Below are 24,829 nucleotides of genomic sequence, written 5' to 3'. Positions count from 1 at the left end.
CGGGCGGGCCGATCACGCGGCCCCCAAGGCGCCGTTGAGGAACACGTCGACGAGTTCCATCGTGGTCGGTTCGTCGCCGGTCTCGCTGAACCGGATCCGGCCGCTGAACAGCAACGACAGGAACAGCGCCGCGGACTGCGTCGGCGGCAGCCGGAGACGGTCCTTCTCCGGCTCGAACAGTTCGGCCATGGCGTCGCGCATCGCGCTCATCGACTCCTTTCGCCGGTCGCTGTGGTCACGGTGTTCGTTGCGGCGATGCTCCGGCCGCTTGCCGGAGCCGTGCATGACCGCCATCAGCGCGCCCATCCGCTGGAGATGCGCGCTGAGCGCGTCGGCCGCCTCGATGAGCCTGTCGTCGAGGGGCTGGTCGAGGTCGATGACCGCGATCGCGTCGAGTACCTGGTCGGGCTTCAGTGCCTCGGCGAAGCAGGTGGCGAACAGTTCGTCCTTGTCCTTGAACACGCGGAAGACGGTGCCCTCACCGATGCCCGCGGCCCGGGCGATCTGGCTGGACGTGACACCGGCGCCGTACTCCACCAGCAAGGGCAGCACGGATTGGACGATCATCCGGCGCCGCTCGTCGGCACTCATTCCCGGCGCTCTCCGCCGGGAGGCGGTCTCTGTCATGTTTCCAGTGTGCGGAGTGAGCGCTCACTCCGTCAAGCGAATATGGCTGAGGTCCGTGAAGGCCTCCTTGGCGACACGAAGCCGCCGTGGCAGCGGAAGAAGTCCGAGGGCGAGAACCGCACGGCTACGGCACTCGGCATGGAGGAGCTGTTCGCGTTCTAACTACGCGAGCAAGCGTGATGGAGCAGAAGCGCGTCGAGATCATGATGCGCGACGAAGACGTCGACGGCGCTCCGTCGCGTAGGCGCGTCGACCTCGACGCCGGTGCCGCACGCATCCAGCTGCCGCCCAAGGAGAGCTGAAGGACGCTCTAATCTTCGTCGTCAACCGCGCGTAAGACCAACTCAGTGAAGTAGGGGAGCCATGTGTCTGGCACCAGGTTGGGCAGCCGGGCTGCGGAAGCCGCGTCGGTGGCGACGATAAAGGGTTGTCGGGCACCTGCTGAGAAGATGGCCTTGTCTCGACGGTCATCGCTTAGGAGCACCTGCTGGGCCTTGAGGCTGAAGGTATCGGGGCCGGCCTTGGCGGCCAGGTCCCGGATCTCTTCGACCTGCGGTCTCATGAAGTCCATGTCTGCGTCTCCGGACACCTTTGGCAACCTTTCCTGAGATGCTAGCGCGAGTACCGCTCGATGATCTTCTTCTGAAGCTGTCGGTAACTCTTTTGGAAGCGGAATCTTCGCCCGATCAGCCACAAAGTGATTGCGGTGAGTGAGGTGGCTACACCAAAGAGCACGTCGTGGGAGAATGTGGAGGTCAGTACCGAGGGGCAAGGATTTGTCAACTCTGCATTGCAAACCCCCCGCTGAACGACAACCCCGAGCAGTGCGTAAAAAGCTGACATGCCCACGGCGAGTAACCCAATCCTGCTCACCAGGGGGATTCGCGGTCGTATATCATCCTTGAACGCGCGTGCGAACCAGATCGACGCCAGTCCTGGGAGTGCTACGAACAAGGCGGCCACGTCGATCCCCTTGGTGTCATCGGCGACCAGTCGATCCCAGATGAGCCAGTAAAACCAGAAGAATATACTGGCAAACAAGGTTAGCCACATGACGAGGGCCGTTGTTCCAGGCGGCCTTTCCCGAAGTAACGTGTAGGCATAAATTTGATCACCCACCGTGCTTGGAAGGTTGCGCACATAGAGGTGAGCGACGGGCCCTCCCGCTTCATTCTTACCTTGAAGGCCAGCGTTGTCAAACTTTCGCAATGTCTCGTCGAAGTTGTCGATCTGTTGACTCTTGGGCATGGTCAATGTTCGTTCCTGGGCGAATCTTTGCTCCAGGAAGAAGGTGCCAGGTGGGGCAGTCTGAGTGAAGTGATAGCTGGCACACACACTGTGCATCGCAAGCGGGATCCTGAATTCGTATGGCTCCTGGCCTACTGCCCGGCGAACCCACTCGTCGAACCGCCGGTATGTGCTTCTCGGTTGATAGTGACCGTTTCTCGGCTTAGGTAGGTAGTCGGCAGAGAATCTTGTTCGATACGAGACGTTAAGCCGAACTGCCTGCCCTGGCCTCCTGGTCAGATGTAGCCAAATCAAGTGCCGCTTGGCCATGTACCTCCCGACGTACCTTAGTCTGCCGAGTACTCCTGGATAGAAGGGGACGCCGATTGTCTTCAGCTCATCGACCACGGATTCGACTCGTGCGGTGGCTGCATTCGAATCCATTGTTGGAAGCTCGAGGTATCTCCGCTTCAGATCGGCCAGTCGGCCTTCGATGTAAGAGCCGTGCTCTACTTGCTCTACTGGAACAAGGTCGACCAGTTCCCAGAAGAAGCGAAGCATTAGTCGAGTTCGCTCCTGCCACTCGTCGGTTCCGCATAAGTATAGGTTCTCGTCCGACGGGTCTTTAACGCAGAAGTTATTCATCAGCCTCCCCTTGCGGGCGATGAAGATCGGTATGACCAGCACGGGGTTTAGTTCATTGAATTTTTGGATGAAACGAGCATTGATCGTGAATTCATTGTTGGGTAGCGCTTCGGTCAGGGAGGGTAAATGCCAGTCAATGGTCAACCGTCTTCGACATTCGCCATGGTCGATCTCAACATCCTCTGCAACTCGTGCGAAAGGTTTGTCGGTCCCATTGATCATGGATAACGCAAGAGTCGTGGAGTATGCCTTTGCGATGCGCTTCACCTGCGCTTGGAGACGCTGATCGTCGGCTAGGACATCGTCCAGGTTTAGTTCTGCGCTCACGGGCTTCAACCTCTGTTCGCATGAAAGCTCAATACGACATTTGCCTCACTGTCGCGCGGATCATCGATACTGTTACAGTCAGTGATCGGTTTCCGAAGCAGGTGACTGGGTAGTCGAGACACAACGTTAGGTAATCGGTTCGTTGTGCATTTGTTGCTGAGGAGCGAGCTGAAAGAGCTTGGAACGTAATAAGGACGCTTTCCCCGCATCGCATGCGGGGAAAGCGTCCTTCAGCTCGGTGGCTTAGTAGGTGATCGCGACCGCGGGGTCGGCCAGCAGAGCGCCGACGTCGGCCAGGAACTCCGAACCCTGCTGCCCGTCGACCACGCGGTGGTCGAAGCTCAGCGAAAGCTGGAGCACCTTGCGCACCTTGATCTCGCCGTCGACCACCCACGGGGTGTCCTTGATCGCGCCGAGGCACAGGATCGCGGACTCGCCGGGGTTGATGATCGGCGTCCCGGTGTCGACGCCGAAAACGCCGACGTTGGTGATGGTGATCGTGCCGCCGAGCATGGCCGCCGGGGTGGTCTTGCCCTCACGGGCGACGTCGGTCAGCTCGGTGAGCGCGATCGCGAGTTCCTTGAGGGACATCGAATCCGCGTCACGGACCTTGGGCACGACGAGCCCGCGCGGGGTGGCCGCGGCGATCCCGAGGTGCACGTAGTCCTTGTAGACGATCTCCTGCGCCGCCTCGTCCCACACCGCGTTGACGTCCGGAGTGCGCTTGGCCGCCAGGCAGACGGCCTTCGCCGCGAAGGTCAGCGGGGTGACCTTGACCCCGGCGAACTCGCGCGACTTCTTCAGCTTCTCCCGGAATTCCATCATCGGCGTGACGTCGATGGTGAGGAATTCCGTGACGTGCGGGGCGGTGTAGGCGCTCTGCACCATCGCGGCGGCGGTGGCCTTGCGGACGCCCTTGATCGGCACCCGGCGTTCCCGTGTCGCCGGGTCGTAACCACTGTCCGAATTGGACACAGCGGCGGCCGGTACCGCGGAACCGTTGGCGGCCGCCTGTACGTCGTCACGGGTGATGACGCCGCCCTCGGCGGTGCCGGTGAGCGCGTGGAGGTCGACGCCGAGGTCCTTGGCGAGTTTGCGCACCGGCGGCTTCGCCAGCGGCACGTACCCACCCTTCGGCTTCGAAGGCGCGACAGGCTTGGCGGGTTTGGCGGGTTTGGCAGGAGCGGGCGCCACGGCCACCGGGGCGACGGCAGGAGCGGCCGGTGCCGCGCCCTTCCGCGCACGCCGCTGCGTGACGACGGCCTTGGAGCCGTAGCCGACCAGCGGCTTCATCTCCTCTTCCGCCGGCTCTTCCGCCACGGGGGCGGCAGCGGCGGGCGCGGGGGCCGCCTTGCCGTCCGGGTCGACGTCGATGGTGAGGATCGGCGCGCCGACCTCCACCGTCTGGCCCGGTTCGACGAGCAGTTCGGTGACCACGCCCGCCCACGGGATGGGCAGTTCGACGGCGGCCTTCGCGGTCTCGACCTCGACCACGATCTGGTTCACCGTCACGGTGTCACCCGGTTTGACCTGCCAGGCGATGATGTCGGCTTCGGTCAGCCCCTCCGCCGTGTCGGCGAGGGGGAATTGTTTGTACTCGGGCATTTCAGGAACTTCCCCCTTACCAGGCGAGTGAACGGTCGACGGTGTGCAGGACCCGGTCCAGATCGGGGAGGTAGTGCTCCTCGAGTTTGGCCGGCGGGTACGGCGTGTCGAATCCGGTCACCCGCAGCACGGGGGCTTCCAGCGAGTAGAAGCATTCCTGCTGCACACGCGCGGCGATCTCCGAGGTCAGCGACGACTCCGACGGCGCCTCGCTCAACGCGATGAGCCGTCCGGTCTTGCGCACCGACTCGAACACCGGCTCCAGGTCGAGCGGGGACAGCGTCCGCAGGTCGATGACTTCCAGGGACTTGCCCTCGTCCTCGGCGGCGGCCGCCGCGTCGAGCGCGACCTTCACCGACGGGCCGTACGCGACGACGGTCGCCGTCGTGCCTTCGCGGATGACGCGGGACTTGAACAGCGGGTCCGGCGTGGCGTCGGTGTCGATCTCGGCCTTCAAAGCACCCGAGTGGTACAGCTTCTTCGGTTCGAAGAACAGGATCGGGTCGTCGGACTTGATCGCCTGCTGGATGCCCCAGTAGGCGTCGACGGCGTTCGAAACCGACACGACCTTGAGCCCGGGGATGTGCGCGAACAGCGATTCCGGCGACTCCGAGTGGTGCTCGACCGCGCCGATGCCGCCGCCGAACGGCACCCGGATCACGATGGGCATCTTGATCTTGCCCTGCGTCCGGTAGTGCAGCTTCGCGACCTGGCTGGAGATCTGGTCGAAGCCCGGGAAGATGAAGCCCTCGAACTGGATCTCGCACACCGGGCGGAAACCGCGGACGGCGAGGCCGACCGCGGTGCCGATAATGCCCGATTCGGCCAGCGGCGTGTCCAGGACGCGCTGCTCGCCGAAGTCCTTCTGCAGGCCGTCGGTGATGCGGAAGACGCCGCCGAGCTTGCCGACGTCTTCACCCATGACCAGGACCTTGGGGTCCTCTTCCATGGCGCGCCGGAGGCCGAGGTTGATCGCCTTGCCGATGGTGAGTTTCTGGAGGTCGGCCATTTCAGTGCTCACCCGCCCCGACGAAACCGTCCATGTAGGACAGGAACTCTTCGCGCTGCGCGTCCAGCAGCGGCGTCGATTCCGCGTACACGTTGGAGAAGATCCGCTCGGGTGGCGGTTCGGGCATGTTGAAGCAGTACTCGCGCAACTCGGCCGCGAACGCGTCCGAATCGGCCTGCACCTGGTCGAAGAACGCCTGGTCGGCGCCGCCACCGCGGGCGAGATACGCCCGGACGCGCTCGATCGGGTCCTTCAGCTTCCACTCCTCCAGCTCGTCGGAGAGGCGGTAGCGGGTGGGGTCGTCGGTGGTGGTGTGCGCGTCCATCCGATAGGTGAACGCCTCGATCAGCACCGGGCCGTTGCCGTGGCGGCACTCCTCCAGCGCCCAGCGGGAGACCGCGAGGCAGGCGAGGACGTCGTTGCCGTCCACGCGGATGCCGGGGAAGCCGTAACCGCGGGCGCGCTGGTACAGCGGCAGCCGCGACTGGCGTTCGGTGGGCTCCGAGATCGCCCACTGGTTGTTCTGGCAGAAGAACACGAGCGGCGCGTCGTAGACGGCGGCCCAGACGAAGCCTTCGTGCACGTCGCCCTGCGAAGTCGCTCCGTCACCGAAGTAACAGATGGTCGCTTCGCCGTCGTCGTCGCCGACCTTGCCTTCGAACTTCTGGCCCATCGCGTAACCGGCGGCGTTGAGCACCTGGTTGCCGATCACGATGGTGTACGGGTGGAAGCCGTGGGCCTTGTAGTCCCAGCCGCTGTGGTCGGTGCAGCGGAAGATGCCGAGCACCTCTTTGAGGTCGACGCCGCGGGCGTACGCGACACCGTGCTCGCGGTAGCTGGGGAACGCCATGTCCGTCTTCCGCAGCGCGCGGCCGGAGCCGATCTGCGCGGCCTCCTGCCCCAGCAGCGGGACCCAGATGCCGAGCTGGCCCTGGCGCTGCATCGCGTTGGCCTCGCGGTCCGCGCGGCGGACCAGGACCATGTCGCGGTACAGGCCCTTGAGGGCTTCGGTGTCGACGTCGTCGACGTAGCGGTCGAATTGCGGCGAGGCGACTCGTTCGCCTTCGGGGGTGAGCAGCTGAGTCAGCTCAGCGCCACCTTCGCTCGTTGCTCGCAAACCGGCGATCACCTGTTCGGGGGAAGGTTGCGCCGCTACGGCGGCGGGACCATCTCCAGGCTCCGGGTGCGTCCAGTGTTCGGACGGCATGCGCTGCTCTCCTTGATGTCGGCGCCTCTGGCGGCCACTTGTGGCGGCCACAGTGACTGCGCCGGCGGGGACCAGCGCGTCGGATCTGAAGCGCTGGGTCACCATCGGCGTTGACGGTTCGTGCGCACATCCTGGCATGCCGGACGCCGTTTTGGTCAGTGGCGGATGCTGATTTGTTGCTGAGAAAGGGTGTCTGATCAGGGAAAATGCTAGGAAGCCCGAGTGTGGGGCCGCCGAAAGTAGGGAATTCACCCGCGGGCCGACCAGCGGACGACTCGTCCGGACGGGTGTCCTGCCGGGCTTGATCGATGACGATCCGTGCCCGCCGCTGTGACCCATCCCACCCTCCCCGACCCGTGGCAGGATGGCGGACGTGGAGCAGAAATCTGTACGCGAAACCGTGGTTTCGAACTGGACGAACGACGTCCTTCCCAGCCTGTCCGGCCTGGTGGCGATCCCCGCCTTGTCGCCGGCGTTCGACTCCGAGTGGGCGAAGACCGGTCATCTGGCCGCCGCCGTCGAGCACGTCCGTTCCTGGATCGCCGCACGGGAGGTCCCCGGCGCGACGCTCGAGGTCGTGGAGCTCGAAGGTCGCAGCCCGCTGCTGGTCGTCGACATCCCGGCGACGTCCGCGGCGGCCGACAAGGGCACCGTGCTGATGTACGGGCACCTCGACAAGCAGCCCCCGGTCGGCGGCTGGTCCGAGGGGCTCGACCCGTGGACGCCGGTGATCCGCGACGGGCGGCTGTACGGCCGCGGCGCGGTCGACGACGGCTACTCGGGCTACGCGGCGACGACGGCGATCGAGGCCGTGCGCGCCGCCGGTGGCGAGCACTCCCGCGCGGTCGTGCTGCTGGAGACCGGTGAGGAATCCGGCAGCCCGGACCTGCCCGCCTACGTCGAGCACCTGAAGGAGAAGCTCGGCGAGGTCTCGCTGGTCGTCTGCCTCGACGCCGGCGGCACCGACTACAAGCGCCTCTGGCTGACGACCAGCCTGCGCGGCATGCTGCACGTCAACGTCACCGTGAAGGTGCTCGAGTCCGCGCAGCACTCGGGGATGGCCAGCGGCATCGTCGCGAGCTCGTTCCGTGTCCTGCGTGTCCTGCTCGACCGGATCGAGAACGCCGAGACCGGCGAGATCAAGCTCGCCGAGCTGAGCGTCGACATCCCGGAGAACCGCGTCGAGGACGCTCGCGGTGTCGTCGAGATCGCGCCCGGCGCGGCGAAGACGCTCTTCCCGGTGGTCGGCCGGACGGTGTCCGACGACGACCTGGAGCTGCTGCTCAACAACTCGTGGCGGCCGACGCTTTCGGTGATCGGCGCGGAGGGCTTCCCGCTCCCGGCCGACGCGGGCAACGTGCTGCGGGACAGCACCACGCTCACCCTGAGCTTCCGCCTCCCGCCGACGGCCGACGCGCAGGCCGCGATGGAGGCGGTCCGCCGCGTGCTCACCACCGACGTGCCGTACGACGCTTCGGTGGAGCTCGGTGACTTCCAGGCCGAGAACGGCTGGAACGCGCCGGTCACCGCGTCGTGGCTCGACGACGTCCTGCACCACGTGAGCGGCGAGGTCTTCGGCGCGCCGCACAAGAGCTTCGGCATGGGCGGGTCGATCCCGTTCATGGGGCTGCTCGGCGAGAAGTACCCGGAGGCGCAGTTCGTGGTCACCGGCGCCTGCGGGCCGGACTCGAACATCCACGTGCCGGACGAGTGGCTGAACATCGACTTCGCGCAGCGGGTCACCGAAGCGGTCGCGCACATCCTGGACGCGCACGCGCGGAGCTGATCTCCTCCGCTCACGCTGCAATGAAGGGGCCTTTCATAGCAAAATTTGCTATGAAAGGCCCCTTCATTGCAGCTCCGGGAGGAACCGCACCCACACCACCTGGTACGACGTCGCGCTCATGAGTCACCTCGGGCACGAACGGTTCGCCGTCGCCGGGCACGATCGCGGCAGCGCCGTCGCCTATCGCCACTCACGACCACCTGTACCGAACGGCCACCGCCGCCCTCGTCGCTAGGCGAACTTGTTCAGCGCGGCGGCGAGTTCCGTCAGCTGCGGCGTGAAGCGCTGGTACGAGAACGGTGTCTCGTTGTTCCAAGGGATCAGCTTTCCCGCCTTGACCGCGGGCAGCCGGCCCCAGGTCGGCACGCCGCCGAGCCCGTCCGGGCCGAGGGAGAGTGAGCCGCCGCGGTTGTCGTACATGATCACGTCGGCGGTGTACTTGCCGATGTTCTCCCAGCTGATCTGCTGGTAGTAGCCGCCCTGGCTCTCGTCGGGCGCCTCGGGGAGGACGAAGTTCAGCCCCTTGTTCTGGTAGTGCTTCGAGGTCGCGAACGACGGCGGGTTCGCGATGTAGACGGTGTCCTTCTGCGCGGAGATCAGGAGGACCTTCAGTCCGGATGCCTTCTTGATCGCGTCGCCCAGCGCGGCGTCGGCCTTCTCGTACTCGGCCTTCGCGGCCTGGATCGCCGGAGTGTCCGTGTCGGCCCCGAGTGCCTTCGCCAGCGCGATGAACTTCGCGATCCCCTCCGGCATCGCGAGCCCCTGAAGCCGGACGCCGACGCTCGGCGCGGCCTTGTCGATCTTCTCCGTCTGCGTGTCCGGGATGTACCACATCTGGTCCTTGAGGTACATCACGCTGACCAGCAGCTGCGGGTTCAGCGAGACGAACTTGTCGAAGTTGAACTCGTTGTAGACGTTCCCGAGCGAGGTCACCGCATTCAGGTCGACGCCGCCCGCCTGCGGATCCGGTTTGCCGTCGGCGAACTTCGACGGGCCGAAGATCCCGGCCGACTTCACGCCGAGGTCCCACAGTGCCGCCGCGGCGGTCACCTGCGCGACGATCCGGGTCGGCCGCTCGCCTTCGAGTTTCCGGCCGCGATCGTCGGTGAAGGACCAGGTCGCGCCCGCTCCCGTGGCGGGCGCCTCTTCCTGATAGCCGCAGGCGGTCAGGAGGCCGGTGGCGCCGAGCGCCGCGGTGCCGGCGAGGAAGCCGCGTCGAGAGAGGTGCATGGAGATCTTCTTTCACCGAGGGACCGAAGTTCGGCGTTAGGCTAGCCTTCCCTTATCGTGAACGCCATGGTCCAGGTCACGGAGCGCGTCAGATCACCGAGGACCAGCGTTTCCGTGCGAACGCTGGTCCTGACGGGGTCGCTCGTAGCGCTCGCCGCGGTCGTCCTGCTTTCGATCGGCTTCGGCTCGAACCGCCTTTCCCTCGGCGAAGTGCTGCACGCTCTCTTCGCTTACGACGGCAGCTACAACGACGTCGTCGTCCGCGACGATCGTCTGCCCCGCACGGTGCTCGGCGTCCTGGTCGGGATGGCGCTCGGGCTGGCGGGTTCGCTCATGCAGGCGATCACCCGCAACCCGGTGGCGGAACCCGGTCTGCTCGGCATCAACCACGGGGCCGCCGTCGCGATCGTGCTCGGCTCGGCCGTGTTCTCGGTGACTTCGCCCAGTGAGTACGTCTGGTTCGCCTTCGCCGGAGCGCTCACGGGAACCGCGCTGGTCTCGGTGATCGGCGGCACGCGGGGCGCCACGAGCCCGCTGCGGCTGGTGCTGGCCGGGGTCGCGGTGCAGGCGGTGTTCGTCGGGATCAACCAGGGCATGCAGATGATCAACACGCACAACCTGGAAGCGATGCGGTTCTGGCTGGTCGGCTCGCTGGTCAACCGGAACGCGGACCAGTTGTCCGTACTGCTGCCGTTCTTCGTCGCGGGCGTGGTGATCGCGATCGTGCTGGCCCGCGCGCTGAACGCGCTGGCGCTCGGCGAGGACACCGCCCGCGGTCTCGGCGCGAATCCGGCGCTCGTCCGCGTCGCCGGGATGGTCGCCGTCGGGTTGCTGTCGGCGGCGGCGACCGCGGCCTGCGGGCCGATCGCCTTCGTCGGCCTGATGATCCCGCACGTCGTCCGGTCGCTGGTCGGCCAGGACGAGCGCTGGGTGATGCTGCTTTCGGCGCTTCTCGGGCCGGTGCTGCTGCTCGGCTGCGACGTCCTCGGCCGCCTTCTCGGCGCGCCGGGTGAGATCCAGGTCGGCGTGATGACCGACGTGGTCGGCGGGATCGCGTTCGTGATCGTGGCCAGGCGACTGAAGGCGGTGCGCCGATGACCGCCCCCGTCCGCCGTGAGTCCGGTTTGGACAGACGATCGCTGGTCGTCATCGCCGCGCTGGCCCTGGTGGTCTTGGCGCTCGTCGTGCTCTCGGTCGGCACGGGCGACTACGAGATGAGCCCCGGCGAGGTGCTCGCGACCCTGGCGGGCCAAGGGACGAAGGCGCAGTACCTGGTCGTCATGGGACGGCTTCCACGTGTGCTGGTCGCGATCCTCGTCGGCGCCGCGCTCGCACTGGCCGGGGCGATCTTCCAGACGATCACCCGCAATCCGCTGGGCAGCCCGGACATCATCGGATTCACCACGGGTTCCGCGACCGGCGGCATCGTGACGTTCCTGGTCTTCGGCGGCAGCCCCGCGGTCGTCTCGTTCGGCGCTCTGGCGGGCGGGTTGCTGACCGCGCTGGTCGTCATGGCGCTGTGCGCGCCGCACGGCCTGCTGAGTTCACGGCTGGTGCTGCTCGGGATCGCGGTCAGCGCGGTGCTGGCCGGCGTGAACTCGTACCTGCTGGTGAGGGCGAACCTCGAAGCCGCCGCGCAGGCCGTCGGCTGGCTGGTCGGGGACCTGTCGGGCCGCGACTGGAGCTATTTCGTGCCGCTGGCGGTCGCGATGGCGGTGTTCGTCCCGGTCGTCTTCGCGAACGGCCGCGCGCTGCGCATGCTGGAGATGGGCGACGACACCGCCACCGGCATCGGCGTCGACGTCCACCGCGTGCGGCTGACCCTGGTGCTCGTCGCCGTCGCGCTGGTCGCCGCCGCCACCGCGGCGACCGGCCCGCTCCCGTTCATCGCCCTCGCCGCACCACAGCTGGCGCGCCGGATGACGCGGCTGCCGGGGCCCAACCTGGTGGCGTCGGTGTTCGCCGGGGCGACGCTGGTCGTCGCGGCGGACTTCCTCGGCCAGCGCCTTCTGGCGTCTTCGCTGCTGCCCGCGGGCGTCGTCGCGGCGGCCCTCGGTGGCGCCTACCTGCTCTGGCTGTTGCTGCGGCGCCGGGCCTGACGGCTCACGTCAGCCGGGTCAGCTGCACCGAGACGTCCAAAGTGGACTGACCGCCACCGGTGAAGATGCCCTTGAGCGGTGGCACGTCGGCGTAGTCGCGGCCGTACGCGACCCAGACGTGGCGCGGTCCGACCGGGATCGCGTTCGTCGGGTCGTAGGCCCACCAGCCGCCGGTCCACACGTCGACCCAGGCGTGGCTCTCGCCCTCGACCGTCTCGCCGAGCTTCGCCTCCGGTTTCGTGTGCAGGTACCCGGAGACATACCGCGCCGGGACGCCGATCGCGCGCAGCATCACCAGCGTCACATGCGCGAAGTCCTGGCAAACCCCTTCGCGCGCACGCCAAGCGTCGGTCGCCGTGCTGTGCACGCCGGTCGTCCCCGGCTGGTACTTGAGCTGCTGGTTGACCCATTCGCAGACGGCGAGCACGGCCTCCGCCGGGTCGAGCCCCTTCCGCAGTTCGCGCGCGACCTTCGTCAGTTCCGGATCGCGCGGCGTGTACGGCGTCGGCGTCAGGTACTCGGTGCGGTGGTCGACCACCGTGTCTCCGCGCAGGTCCTTCCACGACGCCGAGCGGATCGGCTCGCCCTCGTCGGCGGTCTCGACCACCGACGTCGCGAGCACGGTGAACTCGGTGTGCGGCGCGTGAAGGTCGAACGAGGTCACGACGGTGCCCCAGTAGTCCGTGTACCGGTAGGCGCGGGTCGCGGGCGTCGTCTCGACCCGGTTCACGACCGTGGTCTGCCGCCGATCGGACCGCGGGGTCAGCCGCGCCTCGTTGTACGACTGCGTGGCAGGCGTCGCGTACCGGTATCCCGTGCGGTGAGCCACCCGAAGTTGCCAGGTCACAGCGAAACCTCCGCACCGCTCCAGGCCACCCAAGGCGACGAATGGAAGTACTGCACCGAAACCGCGTCGCCGATGTCCTTGATCGACGTCTGGAGCGCGCCGAGCCGTTTCGGCAGGTCCTCCAGCAGATCGGACTGCCGCAGGAACTCCAGCTCACTGCGGGCGCGGCCGAGTTGCCGCAGCGCTTCGGACTTCTCGTTGGCCCGCGAGTTGACGCCGGGATCCAGCCTTTCCAGGCATTCCTCCGCCTGGCGCAGCGCGTGGAACACCGAACGGGGGAACAGCGTGTCGCGCATCAGGAACTGCACGACCCGGGCCGCGTCGAGTGCGCCGCGATAGGTCCGCAGGTAGGTGTCCTGCGCGCCGGCCGAACGGAGCACGGTGATCCAGCCAGGTGAGGACGCGCTGTCCTGTACCCGCGAAAGCAGCAGCCGCACCACCATGTCCGCACGTTCGATCGAACGGCCGAGCACCAGGAACAGCCAGCCGTCGTCGCGGCTCATCGTCGAATCCGCGAGCCCGGCGAACATCGCCGCGCGTTCCTCCACAAAGGACAGAAAGGCGTGCGGTCCGGCGCGGCGCGCGTACCGTTGCCTGTCCGGCACCGCGTTCCAGGTCGCGTTCAGGCATTCCCACAGCTCGGTCGAGACGACCTCGCGGGCGCCGCGCGTGTTTTCGCGGGCGGAATTGATCGAACCGACGATCGACGCCGGATTGTCCTTGGCGTAGGCGACCAGTTCGGTCAGCTTCCACACGTCGAGCGAATCCATCCCCTCCGGCGAGATGCCGAGGACGGCGAGCAGCTGGCGGCTCGCGTGGTCCGGGTCGACGCTCGCGTCTTCGAGCAGCTGGTGCACGGAGACGTTGAGGATGCGGGAGGTGTCGTCGGCGCGTTCGACGTAGCGGCCGATCCAGTACAGCGATTCCGCGTTACGGGCTAGCACATCAACCTCCCTTTAGGCCTGTTGCTGCTGTTGCTGCTGGGTCGTGGTCAGCTCGGGGCCCTGTTCGGCGACCAGTCCGTCCACTTCGGACAGTGCGCCGAGCGCCGGGCGTTCCAGCTCCCGTTCCGCCGTCGAAGACCGCGGCGCCAGCACCCAGGTGTCCTTGGAACCGCCGCCCTGCGACGAGTTGACCACCAGGCTGCCCTCCGGGAGCGCGACCCTGGTCAGTCCGCCCGGCAGCACGAAGATCTCCTTGCCGTCGTTGACCGCGAACGGGCGGAGGTCGACGTGCCGCGGCGCCAGCCTTTCGTCGACTTTGGACGGCACGGTGGACAGCTGGACCACCGGCTGCGCGATCCAGCCGCGTTTGTGCGCCCGGACCTTCCGCTTCAGCGCGGCCAGCTCGGCCTGCGACGCCTCCGGGCCGAACACGATGCCGTATCCGCCCGAGCCTTCGACCGGTTTGATCACCAGCTCGTCCATATGCTGCATGACGTGGTCGAACTCGTCCGGCAGCCAGCACCGGAAGGTGTCCACGTTGGGCAGCAGCGGCTTCTCGTTGAGGTAGTACTTCACCATCTCTGGCACGTAGGTGTAGACGAGCTTGTCGTCACCGACACCGTTGCCGACCGCGTTCGAGATCACCACGTTGCCCGCGCGCGCCGCGTTGAGGATCCCGGCGACCCCCAGCACGGAATCGGGCCGGTAGTGCACCGGGTCGAGGAACTCGTCGTCGATCCGGCGGTAGATGACGTCGACCTGCCGTTCGCCCTCGGTGGTGCGCAGGTAGACGACGTTGTCACGGCAGAACATGTCGCGGCCTTCGACCAGCTCGACCCCCATCAGCCGGGCCAGCAGCGAATGCTCGAAGTACGCGGAGTTGTGCACTCCCGGCGTGAGCACGACGACCATCGGATCGGCGACGTTCGCCGCGGCCGCCGCCCGCAGCGCGCGCAACAGATGCGAGGCGTAGTCGCCGACCGGGCGGACCCGGTGCTGGGCGAACAGATCCGGGAACACGCGCGCCATCGTGCGGCGGTTCTCCATCACGTACGAAACACCCGAGGGATTGCGGAGATTGTCCTCCAGCACCCGGAAGGTGCCCTCCTCGTCACGCACCAGGTCCACACCGGACACGTGGATGCGGACGCCGTTGGGCGGGTTGATCCCGAACGCCTCGCGCTGGAAATGCTCACACGAGGTGATCAGCCGGCGCGGGAGCACACCGTCCCGCAGGATCTGCCGATCGCCGTACACGTCGGCGAGGAAGGCCTCCAGCGCGCGGACCCGTTGCGCCACACCGCGTTCGAGTTTGGTCCATTCGGCCGAAGTGATCACCCTCGGCACCAGGTCGAGCGGGAACGGGCGTTCCTGGCCGGACAGCGAGAACGTGATGCCCTGATCCACCATCGCCCGGTCGATCGCCGCCGACCGCGACGAAAGATCCGCCGACGTCAGCGAGGAGATCGACTCGTACAACGCCCGATACGGCTGGCGGACCGTGCCGTCGGCGGTGAACATCTCGTCGTACGCGCCCGCGTGCGGCCGGGACGGTGAGAGATAGCCGTCGAACTGCGCCCCGGGCCTCGCCGCGCGCCGCGCCGACGTCGTCGTCCGCGGGCGGCGGCCCGCAGGTGGGAGGCGCGGCGCCGGGTTGTTGTTCATGGGGGCCATCGTGACCCATGGACCCCGTCCGGCGCGAGTCACCGGGGTTGGCTTGTTGTAATGATCAACCTGATGCTAGCCTCCCCGGGCGTATTCAAACCTGACTGGGGAAGGTTGGATTCTGTTTGGCGTTTCGCCATGTGATAAATCGCGCATTATCTGCTGGACAAGCAGAATCTGAATTTTCGATGCAATTTTCAAGGGGAATTGTGAAGAATCTTGTAAAGGCGTTCATCGTGGCCGGTGCCGCAGTGGCGGCGTTGGCTGTCCCGGGTGTCGCGATGGCTGCTCAGGACGGTGCCGCAGCACCGTCGACCAGTGTCGGCGTAGCGGATGTCAACAGTCGTTGGTGCGGCCATAACTACAATAGCTGTGTCAGTGAGCGGAGCGAATTCGCCCGATATTACAACGTTGGGCCGCTCCGGTACTTTCCTGTTGACCCCAGTTGTGCGGGTATCTGCTACAACGGCTACGTGTTCGATTATTGGAACAAGTAGTAAGGCGGCGGTGGGGCGCTTCGGCGCCCCACCGTGTTTCACGTGCTGGGCCGGTTGAACCCCCTGTCGTGACCCATCGGGACCGAGGTCGGCTCGATCCCGTCGTCGGGACGGTCGTCGGTGGAAACAGCGCTGTAACGTCTCGGTGCTGTGATTGCCGCCGGATGAGTGGCAATATGCGTGCTCTCGACACATGGGAACTACAAGGAGTGACGACGTGGCCCGATTGAAAGCGCTCGCCCTGATCCCGGCGCTCGCCCTAGCCGCGGGTGCGCTGACCGCGTGTGGCGAAGAAGGTGGGCAGAGCACCGCGGCCGGTGGCGTCCAGCTCGTCGCTTCCGGCAAGCTCACCACCTGCACGCACCTGCCCTACCAGCCGTTCCAGGTCAAGCAGGGCGACAAGATCGTCGGCTTCGACGTCGACCTGGTCGACCTCGTCGCGAAGAAGCTCGGCGTCGAGCAGAGCATCGTCGACATCGCCTTCGAGAACATCGAGTCCGGCGAGGCGATGAACACCGGTCAGTGCGACCTCGCCGCCGCGGGTATGACGATCAACGACAAGCGCAAGGCGAAGTTCGTCTTCTCCGACCCGTACTTCGAGGCGTCGCAGGCGCTGCTGGTCAAGACCGGTTCGCCGATCAAGGACCTGAGCAACGTCGCGGGCAAGAAGATCGGCGTCCAGTCGGCCACCACCGGTGCCGACTACGCCAAGGAGAAGGCCGTCGGCGCCGAGATCGTCACCTTCGACGACCTCGCGCTGCTGGAGCAGGCGGTCAAGAGCGGCCAGGTCGACGCGGGTGTCAACGACAACGGCGTGCTCTACGACTTCGTGAAGACGAACCCGGACACCACCGTCGTCACCGAGTTCAAGACCAACGAGTTCTACGGAATCGGCATGAAGACGGGCAACACCGCCCTCCTCAACCAGGTCAACGAGGTCCTCAAGGCCTCGGCCGCAGACGGCTCGTACGCGCAGATCTACCAGAAGTGGTTCGGCAAGGCGCCGACCTGGCAGCCGGGCAGCCCGGCCGCCGGTTGATAATCCGTCCTCTGTGGCCGGTGCCCAGCGCACCGGCCACAGGCTTGTCACCACCTGTTTGAGGAGAGAAATGGCTCTGAGCCGCCGCCAGCGACGATCGGCGTTCCGGTGGGCGCAGTACGGTCTGCTGCTGGTGATCGTCGTGGTGTTCGCGCTGCTGGCCGACTGGGGACGGCTGGGCAAGGCGTTCTTCGACCTCGAAGTCGCCGCGAAGCAGTTCCCGGACGTCATCACCGTCGCACTGAAGAACACCATCATCTTCACCGCGCTGGGCTTCGCGCTCGGTCTCGGGCTCGGTCTCCTGCTCGCGCTGATGAGACTGTCCTCGGTCGCCCCGTACCGCTGGTTCGCGCGCGGGTACATCGAATTCTTCCGCGGCCTGCCCGCGCTGCTGATCTTCCTGGCGGTCGGTGTCGGGGTGCCGATCGCCTTCCCGAACGTGTTCCTGCCGCGGAACATTTCGATCATGCTGGCGCTGGGCATCGTGTCCTCGGCCTACATGGCGGAGACCATCCGCGCCGGTATCCAGGCGGTGCCGCGCGGACAGGTCGAGGCCGCGCGGTCGCTCGGCATGTCGCCCGCGCGCACGATGATCACCGTCGTGATCCCGCAGGCGTTCCGGATCATCCTGCCGCCGCTGGCCAACGAGCTGATCATGCTGACGAAGGACTCTTCGCTGGCGTTCCTGCTCGGCACCACGCCGGCGCAGCAGGAACTCGCGCAGTTCAGCCGTCAGGCGCTGCTGGAGGCCAAGGGCCTGACACCGATCGTCGTCGCCGGTCTGTGTTATCTGGTCATCACCATTCCGCTGTCGATCCTGCAGCAGCGGCTAGAGAAGAAATACGGAGCCGGAGTGCCCGGCGGAGGAACGGTATGAGCGCCCAGACGATCATCGAGGTTTCAGGACTGCACAAGGCGTTCGGCGAACTCGAAGTGCTCAAGGGCATCGACCTGCACGTCGAGCGCGGCCAGGTCGTCTGCATCATCGGCCCGTCGGGCTCCGGCAAGTCGACGTTGTTGCGCTGCGTCAACCTCCTCGAGGAACCGCAGCAGGGCAAGATCGTGGTCAACGGCAGCGAGATCACCGACTCGGACGTCGACATCGACGGCGCCCGCACGAAGATCGGCATGGTCTTCCAGTCGTTCAACCTCTTCTCGCACCTGAGCGTGCTCGACAACCTCACCGTCGCGCAGCGCAAGGTGTTGAAGCGCGGCAAGGACGAGGCGGAGCGAATCGCGCGGGAGAACCTCGCGAAGGTCGGGTTGGCGGAGAAGGAATCTTCGCTGCCGACACAGCTCTCCGGCGGGCAGCAGCAGCGCGTCGCGATCGCCAGGGCGCTGTCGATGGACCCCGACGTCATGCTGTTCGACGAACCGACGTCGGCGCTCGACCCCGAACTGGTCGGCGACGTCCTCGCGGTCATGCGGCAACTCGCGCAGGAGGGCATGACGATGCTCGTCGTCACGCACGAGATGCAGTTCGCCCGCGAGGTGGCCGACACCGTGCTGTTCATGGACGGCGGTGTCGTCGTCGAGCAGGGTTCGCCGGCCCAGGTGATCGGCGACCCGCAGGAGGAACGCACGAAGACGTTCCTTTCGCGGGTGTTGAACCCGAACCACCAGGGCTAACGCCCCCGGAGCTGCGACTCCAGCTGGACCACCTTGGAGACGATTTCGTGCGGCCCGGCGCCCATGAGGCTCACCCAGCCCTTGGCGTCCGGGCCGAACACGACGCGGCCCTGATCGGTGTCCATCCAGCCCGGTGGCCTTTCGACGCGTTTCCGGTTGCCGCCGCCGTCACGGATGGCGACGTACAGCCTGCCGAAGAAGGTGTGCGGCGACCGGATCCACTGGATGATCTTCTTGGCGTCGCGGATGCTCGGGCCACCGCCCGTCAGCGTTTCGCCCTTCATCAGGACCTGCAGATCGGCTTCCGCGCAGTTCAACGACGGTGTGCGCGCGGCGGGAGCCTCCGGGAGCAGACCGGTGAAATCCTGCGCGAGCGTGTCCGGTCTGGTCGGCTTCAGGTACACGACCTTGTCGACCAAGACGACCGTGGCCGCTTCCCGGCCACTGCCCGCGGCGCGAACGGTCCGCTCACGCCCCTCGGACTTCACCCACGAGTAGTACTCCACCGCAGGCCGCTGCAGGAAACGCAAGGCGTCGAGGAATTCGTCGTCGATCCGGCCATGCCTGAGCAGACCCTGTCCGTCCAATTCGGACTGTGCGGTCGCGGCGAGCTCGCGACGTTCCTCGGGCAGGTACCACTGCGCGCCACGGACGAGCGTCGGGTGGATGTCGCCCAGATTGTGCTGGTCCAGCAGGGTTTCGTAAGTCTGGAGCGTCAGTTCGACGGGTTTCCGCAGCACGTTACGCGCCGATCACCGGCGGAACCGGCTTGTCCCCGTCGTAGCCGCCGAAGAGGGAGTCGCCGTCCTCTTCCTGCAGCATGATCTTGCGCTGGTGCTCCTCGTCCTCGCCGCCCTTGCCCTTGGCGCCGCCCATCCCGCCGCCGCCCATCCCCGGCGCGCCGGTACGACCCGCCGCCGCGGGGCCTCCCGCCGGTGTACCGCGCATCGCGGCTTCACCAGGCATCCCGGCGCCGACACCGCGACCGGGCCCCATGCTCCCCGGCCCACCCGTCGACCCACCCGGCCCGAACCCGCCACCAGGCCCGAATCCGCCGCTGAACCCACCCGACCCCGGGCCGAATCCAGTGCCGCCACCGGGTCCACCCGGCCCGAGGTTTGGCGGTGGGAAGTTGCCTGGACGTCCCTGCACCTTGTCGTCCGCCTTGGAGGACAGGTCGGTCCGATCGTTCGGCCGTGGGGACGGCAGTGGCCTCGGCATTTGCGGCATCCTCGGCGGCTGCGGAACCTGCGGCGGCCTCGGCGCCTGATATCCCTCGGCCCCCGGAGGCGCGCTGTACGAACTCGGCCCGCCGGTGTACCCGCCGGGTCCACCATGCCGCCCCGAGTCACCGGGTCCACCGGTGAACCCGCTGACCTTGGTCTGACCAGGGTCGACCGGATCCGGCGTGATCGGCCCGGATGAAACGTTCGGATCGTGCGCGGCCGGATACGCCGGCGCGAGCGACTGCTGCCGAGGCTGCGTGTCCTGGTAGTACGGCTCGTAGATCTCGACGTTGTGCTTGGTGTCCGCGTCGAACTTCGCGGCCGCGATCTCGTCGTCACTCGCGCCGATGGACAGAACGTCCTCCGGCCCGCTGTCCCCCGCGCGCTCCTTCTCGACCGGCCGGACATTGCCGCGCGTGTAATGGAAAGAGGCGTTCTGGTCGTACATCGACTGCCGGGCGCGATCCATGTTCTCGCCCGCGATCTTGGAAGTCGCGATGAGCGGAGCAAGGCCTGCTACGCCGCTGTCGGCGGCTTTGCCCTTCCAGAACGTGCTGAGCGCCGTTTGGCTGTTCTCCATCGCCGTGCTGAAGTTTTCGTGGAAGACCATCAACTTGTGCGAGGCGACCTGCGCTTTGTCGAGAGTTTCCGTCGTGGAGGGATTGGCGTTGAGTTTGGTGAAGATCTCCCAGCCGCTATAGGTCATGGCCTAAGCTCCTTTGAGCTTCTTGATCGCCGCAGCAGCGACCTTGGTTGCCAAACCACAGGGATCTGACAGCATTGGGTTCCCTGTGGTCAGGAGCGGTGTGACCGTATAAGTAAGGTCATCACGCACGCCTACTGCGAGTACGCACCGCCCCTTGCCTTCTCCGCCGTTGTCGTAGATGACGCCTGGATACCCCTCGATCGAGTCGATCGGCTTGAATGTGGAGAGCCCGCCCTGCGCGTGTTTTGCGTAGAGGCTGCTCAGCCCATCTTTATTGCCAGGTAGAAGGCCCGCGGTGACGCTGCTAGGCCCTGCTTCGAAGATCCAGCCGCAGCTTTTTCCGAACGTTCCGTCGTCGACCTCGGTCTTCTCGACTTTTCCGCCGAGTTCCTCGATCTGAGCGGTGGCTACCGTGCTACACGGGTCCGATTCGGCTTGGGCGGTATTCAGAATCGGGTTTGTCACAGCAGGAGCGCCGTTCGCCGGTAGCCGTGCCGTGGTAGGCGCAGTCGGGGCGGCTGAGGTGGCATTTCCCGTCTTCGGGTCGCTGCATCCGCTCACCAGCAGCAAACCGCTCACCGCGGCTATGGACACGAACTTCCTGGCGTGGAGCATCAGTCGGCCTTCCCGATCTGGCGGAGTGCGTCGATGGCTGCTTGATCCTGGTTCTGATACGCAGTCCGGATTTGCCTCAAAGTGTCCAGGTATGAGTTCGTGTAGTCCCAGGCCCCCTGCATAAAGGCCTGGTAGGAGCTTCCCGAGTTGTTCGCGGCGACCGTGTATCCCTCGCTGCCGATTTCATGGCCCGGTGGCTGGATCTGATTCAGTACGTCGGCCTCGCGACGCGCCTTCCGGAAGTCGCTCTCGAGACAGTCTTCGAGGGACTTGATCACGGCGTCCATGGCGACTGGGTCGAACTCCCAGCCACCGTTCGCTGACGCCGTCGCGAAGTCGGCCTTCGCCTGGCCGCTCCCCAGTTCACCGTAGTTGGGCGGCGGGGGTGGGGGTAGCGCTGCGGCGGCACCCGGAATCAACCCCGAGTTCGGCGGCGGCGCCTGCGGCCCCGGCCCGTTGATCTGGTCATAGACCCCTTGAGGGCCGCGTCCCGGTCCTGTCATGACGTGCCTCCCCGCACGGGCCGCAATGGGGCGCGACCTACCCGTAGTTCCCTGCTGACTCCAACCGGTGACGATAGCAGCAGGTAAACCGTTGATCAGCCACTTCGAGGAAGATCACCATCGAAAGGTGGGGGGCCGGGCGTCATTTGTCCCGAACGGCGGTTTTGCCTGATCAGGGCTTCTTGATGTGGTTGATCGCCGCGGCCGCCACCTTGGTCGCCATGCCGCATGGGTCTGAGAAGGAAGGGTGATGGTCGGTCAGGCGCGGGATAACGGTGTAGACCAGGTCATCTCGAACACCGACGGCGAGAGTGCAGTTTCCTTCGCCCTCGCCGCCGTTGGCGAAGATCACTGCTGGGTACCCGTTGATCGGATCGACCGGTTTAAAGGTGGTCAGGCCGGAAGTTGCGTTCTGTGCATAGAGGGCGCTCAGACCGTCCTTGTTTCCAGTGACAAGTCCGGCGCTGACGGTGTTAGGCGATTCTTGGAAGACCCAGACGCAGTTGTTTCCCATGGTCAAATCATCAAGGCGGGAGTTCTTGACCCTGCCGCCGATCGCCTCGATCTCGGCCGTCGGGATGGCGCTGCACGGATCCGCCTCGACGCTCGCGGTCGCGGCGATCGGGTCTGTCACTGCCGGCGCTCCATCGGACGGAAGTCGCGCCGAGGACGGTGCGCTGGTCGTCGCGGTGCCGGTCACCTGCGCGCCGCAACCACCGGTCAAAAGTGATGCTGCCGCTGCCAAGAGCAAGAAACGCTTCATCTCGTGCCTCCCCGCACGGGCCGCGAAGGGCGCGACCTACCCCTAGCCCACCACCGACTCCGCTGAGTGACCGTAGCAGCGAACTGTCGCCCCGAACCCGAATCCGGCCAAGATCACCAACGCCCAAAGAAAGACCCTGGTCCGGAACCCGGGGCGGCTGTTCTGCCGTCGTGGTCCTGTGGCAGGTTCCGGTCTACTGTCCTGGGCCACTTGCGAATCCCGTGCGTGATCGGCTTCGCTGGTGGCCGAGGAACGACGGGGGAGGGAAGCGAGACGATGCCGGGTTTTCGGCGCAACAACGGGCCGCGCGATCCGGGGGAAGGTGACCAGAACGGCGACACGTCCCTGCCGCCGCTCGACCCGTTCGATCCCAACCCCGACAAGCGGTACGAGGTCCCGGCGTCCGAGCTGATGAAGCCGGGGACGACGGGGCTGCTCCGGTGGCGTCGTCAGGCGACCAACGCGCCGATCGTGCAGGTCGAGGACGCGTACATCACCGGGACGTTGGATCTGCGCGCGGCCGACATCAAGTATCTGTTCCGGTTCGAGCGGTGCCGGTTCGAGCATCCGCCGGACGTCCGTGAGGCGCATCTGCTCGGGCTTGTGTTCCGCAAGTGCTGGCTGCCCGGGCTCAAGGCGCGCAATCTCCGTACCCGCAACGACGTCCGCCTGATCCGCAGTGTCGTGCACGTCGACGCCGAGCACGAGATCGAGGAGACCACGGTCCAGCGCGGCGACGATCGCGAGCGCGGGATGCCGAACGCGGCGGTCAACCTCACCGACGCGGTCATCGAGGGTTCGGTCGTGTTGACCCGCACGGTGATCACCCATCCGCGCGGCAAGGCGATCCAGGCCGACCGGGTCAACATCGTGGGCGCGCTGCTGGCGTATCGGTTGGTGGCTAACGGAGAAGTCCGCCTCCCGGGGATGCGGGCCGGCGGTAATGTCAACTTCTCCGGCGCGACGCTGAACAACCGGGACGGCTTCGCGCTCAACGGGAACGGGATCCACATCGGCGGCAGCCTGCTGTGCGAGGTGGACAACTACGGGCCCGCTGCGCAGCGGAAACGCTTCTCCGCCAGTGGGATCATGTTCCTGCCGAGCGCCACTGTGGACAGTGACATCATTTTCCGCGAGGCCAAGCTCTCGGTGAACCAGTCCGGGCCGATCGTCGTCGACGCGTGGAAGTCGAACGATCCGTACATCGATCCGCGGCCGGCGCTGGTCGCGGATCGATGTACGGTCAACGGAAACCTCGAGCTCAGCGACGGTATGCAGGTGACCGGGACGTTGCGGATGGTCAACGCCCGGATCGGTGGTTCGCTGCGGTTGGCGGGCGCGGAGGTCCAGGTCGTCCGCGGGCAGAGCATTCCCTACTACGACCGCGCGATCCATCTCGACGGGACCACCATCGGCGGCGATCTCGAGGCGACGAGCCTGCGCGTGCCGTCCGGGCAGCTGCGCATGGCCGACATCACCGTCGGCGGCAACGTGCTGGCGTGGAACTCGATGTTCCTGCACCCGCGCCGTGACGTCTTTTCCGCGCGGCGCGCCAAGATCGCGGGCAACTTCCAGCTCACCGACGCGACCGTCCAGGGCACCTTGCGGTTGCAGGGCGCCGAGGTCGGCGGCAGCGTGAACCTCTTCGGCACGAGCCTGACCGAGCCCGGCGCGCGCACGCGCACCAGTTACTCGCTGGACGTCCGCACCGCGCGGATCGGCCGGGATCTGATCCTCACCGAGAACAAGGAGCGTCCGTTCGTCGCGCAGGGCGGGGTCAACCTCGACGGCGCGCAGGTCGCGCGGCGCGTCGACTTCCGCGGCGCGCGGCTCGGTTCCCTTCCGCAGCACGGGATCGCGCTCGACGGCAGTGACGTTTCGGCCGACGAGTTCCTGCTCACGCCCGCCACTCCGCCGGACGGCCGGATCGTGTTGCGGCGTGCGCATTGCGGGACGATGGGCGACAACGAGGCGTTCTGGGCGTCGGCGACGGGGATCGAGCTGGAGGATTTCCGGTACGACGCACTGCAAGAGGACATCGCGCTCGACGACGACCGGGCGATCGACCATCGGATCGTGTTGCTGCGCAAGGCGATGGACGGTTACCGCCCGGGACCGTACGACCAGCTGGCGGCGACGCTGCGCGCGTCCGGTAATGAAGAGCACGCGTCCACGGTGCTGCTGAAGAAGCAGCAGTTCCGGTACGAAGCGCTCGCGAAGGGCTTCAAGTTCTTCGGTCCAGGCGTGCACGTGTGGAGCTGGTTGCAGCGGTCGATGGTCGGTTACGGCTTCCGTCCGGTGCGCGCGCTCGGCTGGCTGCTGACGCTGCTCGTGCTGGGCAGTCTGTGGTTCGGGCTCGGCGTCGACGACTGCATCACGAATCCGAAGCTCACGGTGAGCGGGCCGCGGTGCCTGGTCAACCAGGACGACACCGGGCTGCAGTGGAACCCGGTGCTCTACACGATCGACCTTCTGGTGCCGATCGTCGACTTCGGCAACAAGTCGCGCTGGTACATGCACGGGATGGACAACTGGGTCGCGGCCGGGTTCACCGCCTCGGGCTGGGTGCTGGCGACGACGGTGGCGGCCGGGATAAGCCGCATGCTCCGCCGCGACAACTGAGGGTATTTCAC

At 66.3% G+C, this 24,829-nt stretch carries 24 protein-coding genes; 9 read left to right on the top strand and 15 right to left on the bottom strand.

Translation table 11 applies throughout. The annotated features are described in order from the left end of the window. Window positions 1-12 precede the first annotated feature (12 nt). Complete coding sequence (locus tag DL991_RS00810) at window positions 13-591, bottom strand: TetR/AcrR family transcriptional regulator (RefSeq protein ID WP_125780072.1); 579 nt, start codon at window positions 589-591, stop codon at window positions 13-15. A gap of 215 nt (window positions 592-806) precedes the next feature. Between DL991_RS00810 and DL991_RS43175 the strand changes: the two genes are divergently transcribed. Continuing rightward, the gene (locus tag DL991_RS43175) at window positions 807-929 is read left to right on the top strand and encodes a DUF6191 domain-containing protein (RefSeq protein ID WP_255433218.1); all 123 of its coding nucleotides are present in this window, start codon (window positions 807-809) and stop codon (window positions 927-929) included. Between the two features lie 8 nt (window positions 930-937). Here the strand turns inward: DL991_RS43175 and DL991_RS00805 are convergent, their stop codons facing one another. The 5 genes from DL991_RS00805 to pdhA all read right to left on the bottom strand — a co-directional run bounded on the left by DL991_RS00805 (window position 938) and on the right by pdhA (window position 6,647). Then, window positions 938-1,216 (bottom strand): hypothetical protein, encoded by a 279-nt coding sequence (locus tag DL991_RS00805; protein WP_125779905.1) that lies wholly within the window; start codon window positions 1,214-1,216, stop codon window positions 938-940. A gap of 23 nt (window positions 1,217-1,239) precedes the next feature. Next, window positions 1,240-2,826: a hypothetical protein gene (locus DL991_RS00800; RefSeq protein WP_125779903.1), complete on the bottom strand. Its 1,587-nt coding sequence runs from the start codon at window positions 2,824-2,826 to the stop codon at window positions 1,240-1,242. Between the two features lie 243 nt (window positions 2,827-3,069). Next, window positions 3,070-4,431 (bottom strand): dihydrolipoamide acetyltransferase family protein, encoded by a 1,362-nt coding sequence (locus tag DL991_RS00795; RefSeq protein WP_125779901.1) that lies wholly within the window; start codon window positions 4,429-4,431, stop codon window positions 3,070-3,072. A 16-nt stretch (window positions 4,432-4,447) separates the two neighbouring features. After that, entirely contained in the window at window positions 4,448-5,440 is a 993-nt protein-coding gene (locus DL991_RS00790) for an alpha-ketoacid dehydrogenase subunit beta (RefSeq protein WP_125780070.1), read from the bottom strand. A gap of 1 nt (window position 5,441) precedes the next feature. Beyond that, window positions 5,442-6,647 (bottom strand): pyruvate dehydrogenase (acetyl-transferring) E1 component subunit alpha, encoded by a 1,206-nt coding sequence (gene pdhA, locus DL991_RS00785; protein WP_125779899.1) that lies wholly within the window; start codon window positions 6,645-6,647, stop codon window positions 5,442-5,444. 373 nt (window positions 6,648-7,020) lie between these two features. Between pdhA and DL991_RS00780 the strand changes: the two genes are divergently transcribed. Continuing rightward, the gene (locus DL991_RS00780; protein WP_199753777.1) at window positions 7,021-8,433 is read left to right on the top strand and encodes a M20/M25/M40 family metallo-hydrolase; all 1,413 of its coding nucleotides are present in this window, start codon (window positions 7,021-7,023) and stop codon (window positions 8,431-8,433) included. A gap of 231 nt (window positions 8,434-8,664) precedes the next feature. Here the strand turns inward: DL991_RS00780 and DL991_RS00775 are convergent, their stop codons facing one another. Next, window positions 8,665-9,663: an ABC transporter substrate-binding protein gene (locus DL991_RS00775; protein ID WP_125779895.1), complete on the bottom strand. Its 999-nt coding sequence runs from the start codon at window positions 9,661-9,663 to the stop codon at window positions 8,665-8,667. Between the two features lie 114 nt (window positions 9,664-9,777). On the opposite strand from DL991_RS00775, the gene DL991_RS00770 reads away from it, so the two are divergent. Both DL991_RS00770 and DL991_RS00765 read left to right on the top strand, forming a co-directional pair. Continuing rightward, complete coding sequence (locus tag DL991_RS00770) at window positions 9,778-10,761, top strand: iron ABC transporter permease (protein WP_125779893.1); 984 nt, start codon at window positions 9,778-9,780, stop codon at window positions 10,759-10,761. After that, the gene (locus tag DL991_RS00765) at window positions 10,758-11,762 is read left to right on the top strand and encodes an iron chelate uptake ABC transporter family permease subunit (protein WP_125779891.1); all 1,005 of its coding nucleotides are present in this window, start codon (window positions 10,758-10,760) and stop codon (window positions 11,760-11,762) included. The genes DL991_RS00770 and DL991_RS00765 overlap by 4 nt, the downstream gene beginning before the upstream one ends. A gap of 4 nt (window positions 11,763-11,766) precedes the next feature. Here DL991_RS00765 and DL991_RS00760 read toward each other — a convergent pair whose 3' ends face one another. Genes DL991_RS00760 through DL991_RS00750 form a run of 3 tightly spaced genes read right to left on the bottom strand, consistent with a single transcriptional unit; the run spans window position 11,767 to window position 15,227 of the window. Continuing rightward, window positions 11,767-12,609, bottom strand: a complete 843-nt coding sequence (locus DL991_RS00760; protein ID WP_125779889.1) for a transglutaminase family protein — start codon at window positions 12,607-12,609, stop codon at window positions 11,767-11,769. Next, window positions 12,606-13,553, bottom strand: coding sequence for an alpha-E domain-containing protein (locus tag DL991_RS00755; protein WP_125779887.1), 948 nt, complete (start codon window positions 13,551-13,553; stop codon window positions 12,606-12,608). The genes DL991_RS00760 and DL991_RS00755 overlap by 4 nt, the downstream gene beginning before the upstream one ends. Window positions 13,554-13,565: 12 nt before the next feature. Then, a complete protein-coding gene (locus DL991_RS00750) occupies window positions 13,566-15,227 on the bottom strand; it encodes a circularly permuted type 2 ATP-grasp protein (RefSeq protein ID WP_125779885.1) in 1,662 nt (553 codons plus the stop codon). Window positions 15,228-15,343: 116 nt separating this feature from the next. Between DL991_RS00750 and DL991_RS00745 the strand changes: the two genes are divergently transcribed. The 4 genes from DL991_RS00745 to DL991_RS00730 all read left to right on the top strand — a co-directional run bounded on the left by DL991_RS00745 (window position 15,344) and on the right by DL991_RS00730 (window position 18,383). Then, window positions 15,344-15,715: a hypothetical protein gene (locus tag DL991_RS00745; RefSeq protein ID WP_125779883.1), complete on the top strand. Its 372-nt coding sequence runs from the start codon at window positions 15,344-15,346 to the stop codon at window positions 15,713-15,715. A gap of 217 nt (window positions 15,716-15,932) precedes the next feature. Further along, window positions 15,933-16,754 carry a transporter substrate-binding domain-containing protein gene (locus DL991_RS00740; RefSeq protein WP_125779881.1) on the top strand — a complete coding sequence of 274 codons (822 nt, stop codon included), beginning with the start codon at window positions 15,933-15,935 and terminating at the stop codon, window positions 16,752-16,754. 70 nt (window positions 16,755-16,824) lie between these two features. Then, on the top strand, window positions 16,825-17,631 hold the full coding sequence (locus DL991_RS00735; RefSeq protein ID WP_125779879.1) for an amino acid ABC transporter permease: 807 nt from the start codon (window positions 16,825-16,827) through the stop codon (window positions 17,629-17,631). Next, window positions 17,628-18,383 carry an amino acid ABC transporter ATP-binding protein gene (locus DL991_RS00730; RefSeq protein ID WP_125779877.1) on the top strand — a complete coding sequence of 252 codons (756 nt, stop codon included), beginning with the start codon at window positions 17,628-17,630 and terminating at the stop codon, window positions 18,381-18,383. Before DL991_RS00735 ends, DL991_RS00730 begins: the two co-directional genes overlap by 4 nt. Here DL991_RS00730 and DL991_RS00725 read toward each other — a convergent pair. The 5 genes from DL991_RS00725 to DL991_RS00705 all read right to left on the bottom strand — a co-directional run bounded on the left by DL991_RS00725 (window position 18,380) and on the right by DL991_RS00705 (window position 22,196). Next, window positions 18,380-19,123 (bottom strand): ESX secretion-associated protein EspG, encoded by a 744-nt coding sequence (locus DL991_RS00725; RefSeq protein ID WP_125779875.1) that lies wholly within the window; start codon window positions 19,121-19,123, stop codon window positions 18,380-18,382. The genes DL991_RS00730 and DL991_RS00725 overlap by 4 nt on opposite strands. Window position 19,124: 1 nt before the next feature. After that, window positions 19,125-20,315 (bottom strand): hypothetical protein, encoded by a 1,191-nt coding sequence (locus DL991_RS00720; protein WP_125779873.1) that lies wholly within the window; start codon window positions 20,313-20,315, stop codon window positions 19,125-19,127. 3 nt (window positions 20,316-20,318) lie between these two features. Next, window positions 20,319-20,894 (bottom strand): DUF3558 domain-containing protein, encoded by a 576-nt coding sequence (locus tag DL991_RS00715; protein WP_233598626.1) that lies wholly within the window; start codon window positions 20,892-20,894, stop codon window positions 20,319-20,321. Window positions 20,895-20,929: 35 nt separating this feature from the next. Then, window positions 20,930-21,433: a hypothetical protein gene (locus tag DL991_RS00710; protein WP_125779869.1), complete on the bottom strand. Its 504-nt coding sequence runs from the start codon at window positions 21,431-21,433 to the stop codon at window positions 20,930-20,932. Window positions 21,434-21,605: 172 nt separating this feature from the next. Next, entirely contained in the window at window positions 21,606-22,196 is a 591-nt protein-coding gene (locus DL991_RS00705; RefSeq protein ID WP_125779867.1) for a DUF3558 domain-containing protein, read from the bottom strand. Between the two features lie 276 nt (window positions 22,197-22,472). On the opposite strand from DL991_RS00705, the gene DL991_RS00700 reads away from it, so the two are divergent. Then, entirely contained in the window at window positions 22,473-24,818 is a 2,346-nt protein-coding gene (locus DL991_RS00700; RefSeq protein WP_125779865.1) for an oxidoreductase, read from the top strand. The last annotated feature ends 11 nt before the right edge of the window (window positions 24,819-24,829 follow it).

It is taken from the genome of Amycolatopsis sp. WAC 01375, from assembly GCF_003947325.1.
Taxonomy (GTDB): Bacteria; Actinomycetota; Actinomycetes; order Mycobacteriales; family Pseudonocardiaceae; genus Amycolatopsis.
This window is presented reverse-complemented; position numbering and strand designations above follow the sequence as displayed.

Coding starts and splice junctions, on each gene's coding strand:
- DL991_RS00810 (WP_125780072.1), bottom strand. CDS start 591: ATGAGTGCCGACGAGCGGCGCCGGATGATCGTCCAATCCGTGCTGCCC.
- DL991_RS43175 (WP_255433218.1), top strand. CDS start 807: ATGGAGCAGAAGCGCGTCGAGATCATGATGCGCGACGAAGACGTCGAC.
- DL991_RS00795 (WP_125779901.1), bottom strand. CDS start 4,431: ATGCCCGAGTACAAACAATTCCCCCTCGCCGACACGGCGGAGGGGCTG.
- DL991_RS00790 (WP_125780070.1), bottom strand. CDS start 5,440: ATGGCCGACCTCCAGAAACTCACCATCGGCAAGGCGATCAACCTCGGC.
- pdhA (WP_125779899.1), bottom strand. CDS start 6,647: ATGCCGTCCGAACACTGGACGCACCCGGAGCCTGGAGATGGTCCCGCC.
- DL991_RS00775 (WP_125779895.1), bottom strand. CDS start 9,663: ATGCACCTCTCTCGACGCGGCTTCCTCGCCGGCACCGCGGCGCTCGGC.
- DL991_RS00765 (WP_125779891.1), top strand. CDS start 10,758: ATGACCGCCCCCGTCCGCCGTGAGTCCGGTTTGGACAGACGATCGCTG.
- DL991_RS00750 (WP_125779885.1), bottom strand. CDS start 15,227: ATGGCCCCCATGAACAACAACCCGGCGCCGCGCCTCCCACCTGCGGGC.
- DL991_RS00735 (WP_125779879.1), top strand. CDS start 16,825: ATGGCTCTGAGCCGCCGCCAGCGACGATCGGCGTTCCGGTGGGCGCAG.
- DL991_RS00730 (WP_125779877.1), top strand. CDS start 17,628: ATGAGCGCCCAGACGATCATCGAGGTTTCAGGACTGCACAAGGCGTTC.
- DL991_RS00720 (WP_125779873.1), bottom strand. CDS start 20,315: ATGACCTATAGCGGCTGGGAGATCTTCACCAAACTCAACGCCAATCCC.
- DL991_RS00710 (WP_125779869.1), bottom strand. CDS start 21,433: ATGACAGGACCGGGACGCGGCCCTCAAGGGGTCTATGACCAGATCAAC.
- DL991_RS00705 (WP_125779867.1), bottom strand. CDS start 22,196: ATGAAGCGTTTCTTGCTCTTGGCAGCGGCAGCATCACTTTTGACCGGT.
- DL991_RS00700 (WP_125779865.1), top strand. CDS start 22,473: ATGCCGGGTTTTCGGCGCAACAACGGGCCGCGCGATCCGGGGGAAGGT.